We start from the raw sequence: 12,279 nt of genomic DNA on the forward strand, positions 1-12,279 counted from the left end.
GCGAAGCCACAGGGCTTCGCCTTTTTTAGTTGCACGCAGATTAGTGCTTGCGCGGTACCGGCTTAAGCAGCTCGTCAGGCGGCATCTCGCAGGCGATTTTGCGGCCCAGCAGTGCTTCGATGGCCGGCAGGGCGTAGGCGTCGTCCTCGCCAGCAAAACTGATTGAGGTGCCGCTGGTGCCCGCACGGCCGGTACGACCGATGCGGTGCACGTAGTCGTCCGGAGTTTCCGGTAGGGTGAAATTGATCACGTGGCTGATGGCATCGACGTGGATGCCGCGACCTGCCACATCGGTGGCGACCATTACGCGAATCTTGCCTTCGCGGAAGCCTTCCAGCGCGCGAATACGTTTGTGTTGCGGCACATCGCCGGACATCTGTACGGCGCTGATGCCGTCGCGGGTCAGGCGTTCTTCAATGCGCCGTACTTCATCCTTGCGGTTGGCGAAGACCATCACGCGAATCCAGTCGTTCTGGCTGATCAGGTTGTACAGCAGCTTGTACTTGTCGCTGCCGGCAACGGCATAGACGTGCTGCTCGACGGTATCGCTGGCAACGTTTTCCGGTTCGATCTCGACGATTGCCGGGTCGGTGGTCCATTGCTTGGCCAGGTTCATCACGTCGTCGGTGAAGGTCGCGGAAAACAGCAGGGTCTGGCGTTCGCCCTTCATCGGGGTCTGGCGGATGATCTGGCGGACTTGGGGGATAAAGCCCATGTCGAGCATGCGATCGGCTTCGTCGAGCACCATCACTTCGACCATGTCCAGATGCACTTCGCCACGCTGATTGAAGTCCAGCAAGCGCCCTGGTGTTGCTACCAGAATGTCGCAGAAGCGCGACTCAAGCAGTCTGAGCTGTTTATCGAAGTCCATACCGCCGACAAAGCTCATCACATTGAGGCCGGTGTATTTAGTCAGATCGGCTGCGTCCTTGGCGATCTGCACCACCAGCTCGCGAGTCGGTGCAATGATCAGCGCGCGCGGCTCGCCCATATAGCGCTCTTTCGGCGGCGGGGTTTGCAGTAGTTGGGTGATGATCGAGATCAGGAAGGCGGCGGTTTTGCCCGTACCAGTCTGGGCGCGGCCGATGGCGTCACGACCGCTGAGGGTGTAACCCAGCACCTGGGCCTGGATCGGCGTGCAGTAGGGGAAGCCCAAGTCATGGATGGCATGCATCAGCTCGGGGGAGAGCTTGAAGTCATGAAAACGGGTTTTACCTTCAGTCGGAGCTACGACGAAGTCTTCCAGTTTCCAGGTGTCGACTGGTTTGGCAGGGCGTTCGCGGCGCGGTTTCGCCGGTTTTTCCTTGCTCTGTAACGGTTTTTCAGCGGCTTCAGTGGGGCGCGATGAGGCGCTGCGGCTGGATTTGTCAGCGTTGGCGTCAGGCTGGACGCGCGGTGCGCGGGGCGTTACAGGTGACGGAGTTGCTGGGCTGGGCTGCTCGCCCTCGGCTTTGCCGAATATTTTCTTGAGTGCTTTGAGCACGGTCATCTCATCAATTGGTTAAGGAGTGAACGGCCGCCAGTGTAAAGCAAGAAGCCGGCGCGGCGAAGTGCCGCGCCGGATGGCGGCGATTGGCTGGTTTTTACTCAATTTTCGGGAAGGCTGGCAAGCAGCAGGCGCTGCACATTGCCACCCATGATCGCGGCAATTTCGTCGTGGCTGAAACCCGCCTTGAGCAGGCCTTCCGTCAGTTGCGGCAAGCCCGTTACGTCAAACGGTGCATGGATGGTGCCGTTGAAATCCGAACCCAGCGCCACGTGCTGCGTACCTATTTTGTCTGCGGTATAGCGAATGGCCCGGACTATGGCCTCGACCGAGGTGGCGCAGACGGCCGCATCCCAGTAACCGATGCCGATGACTCCGCCGGTGGCGGCGATGGCTTTCAGGTGCTTGTCGCTTAGGTTGCGCGGGCCTTTGCAGGTACCTTCGACACCTGTGTGGGAAACCAGTACCGGGCGCGTGCTGATGGCCAGTACATCATCGATCAGCGGGCGCGAGGCGTGAGCGAGGTCGATCAGCATGGCTTTTTCTTCCAGGCGCTTGATCACCTGACGGCCCAGTGGCGTCAGGCCGCCTTTTTCCAGGCCGTGGGCCGAACCGCCGATTTCATTATCGAAGAAGTGGGTGAGGCCGGTGATGCGAAAGCCGGCGTCATAGAGTGCGTCCACGTTGTCCAGCTTGCCCTCGATCGGTTGCAGGCCCTCGGTGGCGAGAATCGCCGCTACGCGCTGCGGGTCTTTCTGCCAGGCGCTGATAAAGCTGGCGAGGTCGTTGCGCGTCTTGATCAGTACCAGGCGGCCGTCGCTGTTGGCGCTGGCTTCATTGAGTTTATGCGCCTGATACAGCGCGCGTTGCAGCAGGCTGTCCCAGGTTTCCTTGGGCCAGCGCTGGGCCATGGCCAGCAGGGTGATGTTGTCAGTCTCGCCGCTGTTGCTTTCATAGTTGATGCCGCGCGGTGTCTTGGTCACGGTGGAGAACACCTGCAGGCCGACGCGGCCCTCGAGCATGCGCGGCAGGTCGGAGTGGCCAAAGTCATAGCGCCCCAGCAGGTCACGCTCCCACAGCAGTACGTCGTCATGCAGGTCGGCGATAAATAGCTGTTGATGCAGCTGTTGGGCTGGCTCGCTGGCGGGATAGGGCGCGGGGGATTCGACGCTGTTCATCTTGCGGTCAAGCAAGGAGGGCAGTGCAAACACACTGCCCGCAGCGATCAACAGGATTATCGACACAGTGATTAGAATTTTGCGCATATATAAGGTGCCATCCGGGCGTTGTTGTTATGCGCAGCACTCTAGCAAGAGTGAGTAAGAAATGTGATTGAGTGGACTGCAGTACGGGTGCTTTTAACGTTTGTATACGATGTCTGTTTTTAACGCAGCAGGGCCGACGCGTAGCAGATCGTGAGGATTAGCCGCAGAGGCAGTCGCGGCCTTGCTGCTTAGCCTGATACAGCGCGCTGTCGGCGCGGGCGATCACGCCTTGCAGGCTGTCCTTGGGTTGCATTTGCGCCAGGCCAATGGATACGGTCACCCCTGGAAGCACGCCAATCGGTGAGTGGAACGAGCTGACATTGCGCAGCGCCAGGCGCAGCCGCTCGCCGATGCCGCGGGCTTCATCGACACCGATTTCCGGCAGCAGGATGACGAATTCTTCGCCTCCGTAGCGGGTCAGGCTGTCTTTGGGACGTAGCTGGTTGCGCAGGGTGTGCGCCACCAGGCACAGGGCATAGTCGCCTGCGAGGTGGCCGTGCTGGTCGTTGTAGGCTTTGAAGTGGTCTACATCGAGCATCAGCATGCACAGTGGCTTGCCATTAAAGGCGCTGCGGGTGCTTTCGCGCTCGAAGATATGTTCCAGCCAGCGGCGGTTATAGGCGCCGGTAAGGGCGTCGATATTGGCGGTTTGTTCGCTGTCGAGAATAATCCGGTTGCCTTTGCGTACGCGGTCGCAAAGCAGCTCAAGCATGTTCTGCATCAGTTCTGGCGATTGCTGGAACAGATTGAACAGCGATTCGCGGTGCAGGCGCAGCACGCAGCAGGGCTCGCTTGCCACTACATAGGCGGAGGGGTGTTCATTGTCGATAAAGCTGATTTCGCCGGCGCAGTCGCCGACGTTCAGGGTGCTGACGGCCTGACTGTCGAGCGAGCCGAGGTAGACCTTGAGTTGACCCTTGAGCAGCAGATAGAGGTACTGGTTGCGGTTGAAGGGCGAGAGCAGAACTTCGCCGGCTTCCAGATCGCAGGCGCGGAATTCCTTAAGCAGCTGGCTGATGCTGCTGGCGGCGACGTTATTGAACAGTCGCAGGTTGCGAAGTTGCTGCAGGTCAGCCTGCCATTTGGCATTTTTCATGGGATCGGCAGGTGTGACTGTGGGTTGGAAATGTTGGTCATCGCTAACGCTCCCTGCATTAAGGGCGAATACCATGCCTGAACATATTCCGCTGCCTGTGGCCTGACAACCGTTGTCGGACGCATGGGCGACCAGTGGTATTGAAGTTGAATGATTGGTCACAAATCTGGCGCGATCCTTGCGCCAGCACTTGCTTACCCTGCTGAGTGCAGTTCTATCGCTACGGCAAAACCAGCCAGACGTTCGCTCACCGCTTCAGCCAGCGCTGCCTGGTCAATGGGCAGGTAGATGTGGGCGACCTGGCCGCGCTTGTCATCGCTGAGTACGTCAACGCGCAGACGCGAATCCAGCTCCGCCAGCGCGGCCTGATAGACGCGCGCAATGGCATCGAAGCGCAGTGCCGGTTTGAAGGTTTTACCCACGGCGGTCAGCGGAATGGCGTCGATGATCCAGGCGTCCTTGGGGATCGCCGCGCGCTCGGAGATGTGTTCGGCGGCATGTGTCAGCAGTTCGGCTTCGCTAACCTCAGCGCCAGGCTTGAGTTGCACGTACACCACCGGCAGTTCGCCAGCTTTTTCGTCGGGCTTGCCGACAGCGGCGGCCATGGCCACGGCGGGGTGCTTATGCAGCGCCTCTTCGATCATCTGCGGGTCGATATTGTGGCCACCACGGATGATCAGGTCCTTGCTGCGTCCGGTCAGCCAGATATAGCCATCGGCATCCACACGGCCCAGGTCACCGGTGTTGAACCAGTCGCAGTCGACCCAGATGCCGGCATTCTTGCTGGTTTGCAGGTAACCCTTGAACACCGTGGCGCCACGGATGCACAGGTTACCGATTTCATTGCGATTGGCCTCTCTCAGGTAGTTGCCTTGTTCGTCGAGCACCTTGATGCTCACCTCGCAATAGGGCATCGGTAGGCCGATGGAGCCGGGGCGGCGCTCACCTGCCGGTGGGTTGGCACAGCTGCCGCAGGTGCCTTCGGTCAGGCCGTAACCTTCGATCAGGGTCAGCCCGGTTTTGCTTTCGAACTGGCGGATCAGCTCCACCGGCATCGGTGCGGCGCCGCACAGGGCGTATTTCAGCGAGCTGAGGTCATGGCCTTCGCTCGGCACCTGCAGCAGGCCGGCGTAGATGGTCGGTACGCCGCTAAAAAAACTGACCTTGTGGCGTTCGATGATTTTCCAGAAATTGCCGATCAGGTTGGGGTTGCGATAACCCTGCGGGGTGGCCAGCAGCACTTCGGCGCCGCCGATAAAGGCGGTGAGGCCGGTGACGATCACCCCGTTGACGTGAAACAGCGGCAGGCCGCAGAGGGTGACATCGCCCGGCGCAAAGCCCGTCACCATGTTCATGCTGTAAGCCATGGCCACTTCGTTGCCGTGGCTGTGTGGCGCGAGTTTTGGCGTGCCGGTGGTGCCGCCAGTATGGAAGTAGCTGGCGATGTCGTCCGGTGCGATGACGCGGCCGCTTTCCAGGTGGTCGTCCGGGCAGGTTGCGATCAGGTCATCGAAATCCAGCACGCCGTCCGGCAATGGTCCGCGCTGCGTCTTGATGACGCTGCGCTGTGGCTCCGGCAGCAGGTTGGCCATGTCCACACAGATAATCGCCTTCAGCGCTGGCAGTTGCTCGCGCAGGCCTTCGACCTTGGCCCACAGGTCGGTGCCGGGGAAGGGCGCGAGGGTCACCAGCAGCTCGGAGTCCGAGGCCTGGATCAGCTCGGCGATATGTTCCGGGTCGAGCAGCGGATTTATCGCATTGACGATCCCGGCCGCTTCGCCGCCCCAGATGGTGAAATGGGTGTGCGGCAGGTTGGGCAACAGAAACGATACCGCCTTGCCGGGGCGCAGGCCCAGGCGGTGGAAGGCGTTGGCGGTCTGGGTGATCTTGCTCAGCAGTTGCCCATAGCTGAGGCGGTAAGCCGCCTCATCAGCCGTGCCCTGAAGGATAAACGACAGCGCCGGGGCATCCGCTTGCCGCGCTACGCTGCGGCGGATCAGCTCATAGGTACTGGCCGGTAGGTCGCGCTCGGCCAGTGGGGTTTGCTCGATCAGCTGGATATCGCGCAGGGACTTGATCGCAGGGATGGCAGGCATAGATGTTTTCGCTCGCAGGCAGTCAACTGGTGAACCGTTGCTCCAGCCAGTCGGCGATGTCGCGGATTTCCTCATTCACCACTTCGTGGCCCATCGGGTAGTCACGCCATTGCACGCTGACGCCAGAGGCACTCAGGTAGTCATGGGCTGCGCGGCCCATGGCCGGCAGTACGATGTCGTCGAATGTGCCATGCAAACACAGGACCGGCAGTTGTTTTTTTGTATCTGTCAGCTGAATCTCGTCGCTGAAGGTCGGCGCATAGGTCGACAGAGCGATGACTCCGCCGAGCGCGAACTGCCATCGCAGGAACGCGGTGTGCAATACGACTGCACCGCCTTGGGAAAAACCGGCTAGAACGATGCGCGACGGATCAAGACCGCTGTCACGTTGCGCTTCGATCAGCGCAATCACCTGCTGCGCCGAGGCTTCCAGCTGCTCACGGTTGATCGCCCGGGCCGGGCTCATGGCCAAGATGTCGTACCAGCTGGGCATGGCGTAGCCGCCATTGATGGTCACCGTCTGGGTCGGCGCTTGTGGCAGAACGAAGCGGGTGCTGTGCAGGCGTTGCTGGAGCATCTCAGCCACTGGCATAAAGTCGTAACGATCGGCCCCCAGGCCGTGCAACCAAATGACGCACGCGTCGGCGGCAAGTGTGGGCTGAAGAATCAAGGGTTCGCTCATCTGAGGCTCCGCTGTGGTGCGTGCGCGCTGATTTAGTGCGCAGGAAAATTTAGGGGGTGGCGATTCTAGAAAGAAGTTGTCGCCAGGGTGCAAGTTTTACTCTTGACCTGTCCGTATGGTGCTCAAAGCGTGGCGCTGGTACGGGCCTTGCTATACACCTTAGGGACTGATGACGTTGCTTGGTAGTGGTAACACTGCCACCCAACCGGGCACGGAGCAGACTGAAATGCCTTTGCCGGCGTTTCACAAGTTCGCCAGGCGCTGCATGCTGTGCGACAAGTCACTTGCTATCTGTCTCTAGCCCATTCAAATAATGGGCGGGTGAGAGTTTATGGCCGCTGGAGCAATCGGCAACTAAACTCGCGCTAAGGTTTGATCCCCCGGTTGAGTGTGTTGCTGCCGATACACTCAACGAGCCCCATAAGGGTACGGTGGTAGGACCGAGACTCCAAACACAACAAAAGCAACTGGAGGTTTTAATGAAGATGGTGAAATCCACATTGGCAGTACTGACCACCGCCGCTGTTCTCGGTGTCAGCAGTTTTGCTCAAGCAGGCGCTACTCTGGACGCGATCCAGAAGAAAGGTTTCGTACAGTGCGGTATCAGCGATGGTCTGCCTGGCTTCTCCTACGCCGATGAGAAGGGTAACTACCTGGGTCTCGACGTTGACGTATGTCGCGCAGTAGCTGCTGCAGTATTCGGTGACGCTACCAAGGTCAAGTACAGCCCGCTGACCGCCAAAGAGCGCTTCACCGCGCTGCAGTCTGGCGAAGTCGACATCCTCTCGCGTAACACCACCTGGACCAGCTCGCGCGATTCGGGCCTGGGTCTGAACTTTGCCGGCGTTAACTACTACGACGGTCAAGGCTTCCTGGTTAACAAGAAGCTCGGCGTTTCCAGCGCTAAAGAACTCGACGGCGCAACTGTCTGCATCCAGGCAGGTACCACCACCGAGCTGAACCTCTCCGACTACTTCCGCGCCAACAGCCTGAAGTACACCCCGATCACCTACGACACCTCCGACGAAAGCGCCAAATCGGTTGAAGCCGGCCGTTGCGACGTGCTGACTTCCGACCAATCGCAGCTGTACGCACAGCGCATCAAGCTGGCCGATCCGGAATCCTACGTGGTATTGCCGGAAGTGATCTCGAAAGAGCCACTGGGCCCGGTCGTACGCCAGGGTGACGAAGAGTGGTTCGACATCGTGCGCTGGTCGCTGTATGCGATGGTTAACGCTGAAGAGCTGGGTGTGACTTCGGCTAACGTCGAAGAGCAAGCCAAATCCACCAAAAACCCCGACGTAGCACGTCTGCTCGGTGCTGAAGGTGAGTTCGGTAAAGATCTGAAACTGCCGAAAGACTGGGCCGTACAGATCGTCAAGCAAGTGGGTAACTACGGCGAAAGCTTCGAGCGTAACGTCGGTACCGGCAGCGAGCTGAAGATCGAACGTGGCCTCAACGCCCTATGGAACAAAGGTGGTCTGCAGTACGCACCGCCAGTGCGCTGACCGTCCGTTGCCAGCCGCTCGTCCTGAACGGCTGGCATTGTTCTGATTGATGTGAACCTCATGCCCGCTTATGCGGGCATGAGGGTTCCAAGAGGGCTTATATGCAAACCACTGCAAATGTCCCGCGCCCTGGTGGATCGGTTTGGACCGACCCCAAGGTGCGTGCCTGGCTATTTCAAATTCTTGCCGTTATCGCCGTTGTGGCGCTTGGCTGGTTTCTGTTTGATAACACCCAGACCAACCTGGAAAAGCGCGGGATCACTTCCGGGTTTTCCTTTCTCAATAACAGCGCCGGTTTCGGCATTGCCCAACACCTGATCGACTACGACGAAAGCAACTCCTATGGGCGTGTTTTCGTGGTGGGTTTGCTCAACACCTTGTTGGTGTCGGTGATTGGCATCGTCCTGGCTACGCTGTTGGGGTTTCTGCTGGGTGTGGCGCGTCTGTCGCCGAACTGGTTGGTCAGCAAGCTGGCCACCGTGTACATCGAGACGTTCCGTAATATCCCGCCGCTGCTGCAAATCTTCTTCTGGTATTTCGCCGTCATGCTCTCCCTGCCAGGACCGCGGCAGAGCATGGGTGTTGGCGAGACGTTCTTCCTCAACAGCCGTGGCCTGTATATGCCGGCACCGAGCCCGGGGGACAACTTCAGTCTGTTTGCCGGTGCGGTGATTGTGGCGATCATCGGCGTGGTGCTGCTGGCGCGTTGGTCGAAGGCGCGTTTTGAGGCCACTGGTAAATATTTCCCTGTGTCCCTCGGCGCTGTGCCGCTGTTGTTGGTCTTGCCTGGCCTGGCTGTGCTGCTGGGCGGTAATCCGCTGCAGTGGAGTGTGCCCGAGTTGTCTGGTTTCAACTTCCGCGGTGGCTGGGTGCTAATCCCTGAACTGATGGCGTTGACCCTGGCGTTGACTATCTATACCGCGGCATTTATCGCCGAGAACGTGCGTTCCGGGATCATGGCGGTCAGCCATGGGCAGACCGAAGCGGCGCGTTCCTTGGGCCTGCCGGCTGGTAAGACGCTGCGTCTAGTGATCATTCCCCAGGCCCTGCGGGTGATCATTCCGCCGTTGACCAGCCAATACCTGAACCTGGCGAAGAACTCCTCGCTGGCCGCAGGTATCGGTTATCCGGACATGGTCTCGCTGTTCGCCGGTACGGTACTCAACCAGACCGGGCAGGCGATCGAGGTGATTGCCATCACCATGAGTGTGTACCTGGCGATCAGTATCAGCATTTCCATGCTGATGAACTGGTACAACAAGCGCATTGCGCTGATCGAGCGGTAAGGAGCAGCCATGCAAACTCATACCTTCAAACCTGATCTACCGCCACCCGCGCTCAGCGTCGGTGTGGTCGGTTGGCTGCGCGCCAACCTGTTCTCCAGCTGGTTCAACACCCTGTTGACGCTGTTCGCTGCGTATTTGGTGTGGCTGATGGTGCCGCCGCTGATTCAGTGGGCCTTGATCGATGCGGACTGGACCGGTACCACCCGTGCCGACTGCACCAGCGGCGGAGCTTGCTGGGTGTTTGTGCAGCAGCGTTTCGGCCAGTTTATGTACGGTTTCTACCCGACTGAGCTGCGCTGGCGCGTTGACCTGACCCTGTGGCTGGCGATCATCGGTGCTGCGCCGCTGTTCGTGCCGCAGATGCCGCGTAAGGCCATGTATGGCCTGGGCTTCCTGGTGGTTTACCCAGTGCTGGCGTATTGGCTGCTGCACGGTGGTTTCTTCGGTCTGTCGACCGTGCCCACCAGCCAGTGGGGCGGCCTGATGCTGACCCTGGTGATCGCCGCAGTCGGTATTGCCGGTGCCTTGCCGCTGGGCATTCTGCTGGCGCTGGGGCGACGTTCGGACATGCCAGCGATCCGGGTGATCTGTGTGACCTTTATCGAGTTCTGGCGCGGGGTGCCGTTGATCACCGTGCTGTTTATGTCCTCGGTGATGTTGCCGCTGTTCCTGCCAGAAGGCCTGTCCTTCGACAAGCTGATGCGTGCGTTGATCGGGGTGATCCTGTTCCAGTCGGCGTATATCGCCGAAGTGGTGCGTGGTGGTCTGCAGGCGATTCCCAAGGGCCAGTACGAGGCCGCTGCGGCTATGGGGCTGGGCTACTGGCGGATGATGGGCCTGGTGATTTTGCCGCAAGCCCTGAAGCTGGTTATCCCTGGCATCGTCAACACCTTTATTGCGCTGTTCAAGGACACCAGCCTGGTGATCATCATCGGCCTGTTTGACCTGCTCAACAGTATCAAGCAAGCCACCACCGATCCGGCTTGGCTGGGCATGGCCACTGAAGGCTATGTGTTCGCCGCGCTGATTTTCTGGATTTTCTGTTTTGGTATGTCCCGCTACTCCCAACATCTGGAGCGCAAGCTGGACACCGGCCACAAGCGTTAGGAGCTAACCCATGAGTGAAGCAATTAAACAGCCAGCACCTGCTAACGCTGAAGGCATGATCCAGATGCAGGGCGTGCACAAGTGGTACGGTCAGTTCCATGTGCTCAAAGACATTAACCTGAATGTGCAGGCCGGTGAGCGTATCGTGCTGTGCGGGCCGTCCGGCTCGGGCAAATCGACCACCATCCGCTGCCTCAACCGTCTGGAAGAACACCAGCAGGGGCGCATCGTGGTCGATGGCACCGAGTTGACCCACGATCTCAAGCACATCGAAGCGGTACGTCGTGAAGTCGGCATGGTGTTTCAGCACTTCAACCTGTTCCCGCACCTGACTGTGCTGCAGAACTGCACTCTGGCGCCGATGTGGGTGCGCAAGATGCCCAAGCGGCAGGCGGAAGAGATTGCCATGCACTTTCTCGAGCGTGTGCGCATTCCGGAGCAGGCGGGTAAGTACCCAGGTCAGCTTTCTGGGGGGCAGCAACAGCGTGTGGCAATTGCCCGCGCGCTGTGCATGAAGCCGAAGATCATGCTGTTCGATGAGCCAACCTCGGCCCTCGATCCGGAAATGGTCAAGGAAGTACTTGATACCATGATCGGCCTGGCTGAAGACGGCATGACCATGCTCTGCGTAACCCACGAAATGGGCTTTGCCCGCACTGTGGCGAACCGGGTGATCTTTATGGACAAGGGCGAGATCGTTGAGCAGAACGAGCCCGACGCCTTCTTCACCAACCCGCAGAACGAACGCACCAAGCTGTTCCTCAGCCAGATCATTCACTGAGTTTCAGCCGCAATAAAAAAGGGAGCCTTCGGGCTCCCTTTTTTATTGCGCAGAGTTTGCGCCCTTAGGTGTTCTCTCATTGACCTTCAGGCCACAGGCGTAGTGGCTTGCCTTCGGTGGGCCACAGCTGCAGCTGTTCGGTGGTGGAGAAGTCCCAGCGCTGGACTTTGCCCAGGCTGTCGAGAAAGCGCGCTTCCTGTTCCATCAGCGCCGGTGCGCACATTTTGCGGGTGCTACCGGCGGCGCTGAAGCTGAGTTTTTCGCCGTCCAGGGTGTAACCGGCAAACCAGTGGTTACAGCCGGCGTTGCCATAGGCGCGGCCGTCGTCACCGAGGGTGATGGTCAGATGGCTGCGATCAACCAGCGGGCGTTCACCGATCCATTCCACCTGATAGGTGTGCTCGGTTTCCAGCTGCGGTGCGGGTGTGGCGCAGCCCACGAGGCCGGCCGCCAGCAGGCTGATAGTCAGTGCACGTTTCATATAGCCTCCTTGTTGATACATTTCGGGCACAGGTGCTTGGCGTTTTTCGATTGCCAGCCCAACTCCTTGATCCGTGCTTCGGCGGCCGGCGCCTGGGCCTTTTTGCCGAGTGCAGCGTCGACGGCGAACTCGAAGTCCAGCTGCGCGTTGCAGCTGTCGCAGTTGGCCTGCCAATTGAAAATCGCCAGTTCCTTGAACGCCGGGCCGGTGGCCACAGCAACCCACTGGCCGCGCGGGTTGATCAGGTGGCGAACCTTGTCGGCCTGCAGGCGCATGGACAGCTCACGGCTGCCCTTGAGGGTCACCAGCAGGGTGTCGCCGCTCTGGATCGAGCCGCCATTGCCGGTGACCTGGTAACGGCCCGGTGCCAGTGCGCGGCATTCGATCAGGGTGTGCTCGGGGTTAAGCAGGTTGTAACGAAAGTCGTGTTCAGCCATGGAGCCTCCAAATAGGCGCAAATGCTAACACGCAGCCGCCATTTACTGCGTCGG

General features: G+C 59.6%; 11 protein-coding genes. 4 read left to right on the plus strand and 7 right to left on the minus strand.

The window, feature by feature from the left end:
* Nucleotides 1-40 precede the first annotated feature (40 nt).
* The 5 genes from rhlB to AACX99_RS20710 all read right to left on the minus strand — a co-directional run bounded on the left by rhlB (nucleotide 41) and on the right by AACX99_RS20710 (nucleotide 6,625).
* Entirely contained in the window at nucleotides 41-1,483 is a 1,443-nt protein-coding gene (rhlB, locus tag AACX99_RS20690; RefSeq protein WP_339414307.1) for an ATP-dependent RNA helicase RhlB, read from the minus strand.
* Nucleotides 1,484-1,587: 104 nt separating this feature from the next.
* Nucleotides 1,588-2,751 carry a dipeptidase gene (locus tag AACX99_RS20695; RefSeq protein WP_339414308.1) on the minus strand — a complete coding sequence of 388 codons (1,164 nt, stop codon included), beginning with the start codon at nucleotides 2,749-2,751 and terminating at the stop codon, nucleotides 1,588-1,590.
* Between the two features lie 157 nt (nucleotides 2,752-2,908).
* Complete coding sequence (locus AACX99_RS20700) at nucleotides 2,909-3,847, minus strand: GGDEF domain-containing protein (protein ID WP_339414309.1); 939 nt, start codon at nucleotides 3,845-3,847, stop codon at nucleotides 2,909-2,911.
* 194 nt (nucleotides 3,848-4,041) lie between these two features.
* The gene (locus tag AACX99_RS20705) at nucleotides 4,042-5,943 is read right to left on the minus strand and encodes an acyl-CoA synthetase (RefSeq protein ID WP_339414310.1); all 1,902 of its coding nucleotides are present in this window, start codon (nucleotides 5,941-5,943) and stop codon (nucleotides 4,042-4,044) included.
* Between the two features lie 22 nt (nucleotides 5,944-5,965).
* A complete protein-coding gene (locus tag AACX99_RS20710) occupies nucleotides 5,966-6,625 on the minus strand; it encodes an alpha/beta hydrolase (protein WP_339414311.1) in 660 nt (219 codons plus the stop codon).
* A 479-nt stretch (nucleotides 6,626-7,104) separates the two neighbouring features.
* Here AACX99_RS20710 and AACX99_RS20715 point away from each other — a divergent pair, with 479 nt between their 5' ends.
* From AACX99_RS20715 to AACX99_RS20730, 4 genes are all read left to right on the plus strand, one after another.
* Nucleotides 7,105-8,133, plus strand: coding sequence for an amino acid ABC transporter substrate-binding protein (locus AACX99_RS20715; protein WP_305593782.1), 1,029 nt, complete (start codon nucleotides 7,105-7,107; stop codon nucleotides 8,131-8,133).
* A 101-nt stretch (nucleotides 8,134-8,234) separates the two neighbouring features.
* Nucleotides 8,235-9,419, plus strand: coding sequence for an amino acid ABC transporter permease (locus AACX99_RS20720; protein ID WP_339414312.1), 1,185 nt, complete (start codon nucleotides 8,235-8,237; stop codon nucleotides 9,417-9,419).
* Nucleotides 9,420-9,428: 9 nt separating this feature from the next.
* Nucleotides 9,429-10,526: an amino acid ABC transporter permease gene (locus AACX99_RS20725; RefSeq protein ID WP_339414313.1), complete on the plus strand. Its 1,098-nt coding sequence runs from the start codon at nucleotides 9,429-9,431 to the stop codon at nucleotides 10,524-10,526.
* 10 nt (nucleotides 10,527-10,536) lie between these two features.
* Complete coding sequence (locus AACX99_RS20730; protein WP_339414314.1) at nucleotides 10,537-11,307, plus strand: amino acid ABC transporter ATP-binding protein; 771 nt, start codon at nucleotides 10,537-10,539, stop codon at nucleotides 11,305-11,307.
* Nucleotides 11,308-11,383: 76 nt separating this feature from the next.
* Here the strand turns inward: AACX99_RS20730 and AACX99_RS20735 are convergent, their stop codons facing one another.
* Together AACX99_RS20735 and AACX99_RS20740 are read right to left on the minus strand one after the other, a co-directional pair.
* Complete coding sequence (locus tag AACX99_RS20735) at nucleotides 11,384-11,788, minus strand: META domain-containing protein (RefSeq protein WP_339414315.1); 405 nt, start codon at nucleotides 11,786-11,788, stop codon at nucleotides 11,384-11,386.
* Entirely contained in the window at nucleotides 11,785-12,225 is a 441-nt protein-coding gene (locus tag AACX99_RS20740) for a hypothetical protein (RefSeq protein ID WP_160087615.1), read from the minus strand. Before AACX99_RS20740 ends, AACX99_RS20735 begins: the two co-directional genes overlap by 4 nt.
* Nucleotides 12,226-12,279 lie beyond the last annotated feature (54 nt).

The sequence above is a fragment of the Pseudomonas sp. EA_35y_Pfl2_R5 genome, from assembly GCF_963970805.1.
In the GTDB taxonomy this organism is placed as follows: domain Bacteria; phylum Pseudomonadota; class Gammaproteobacteria; order Pseudomonadales; family Pseudomonadaceae; genus Aquipseudomonas.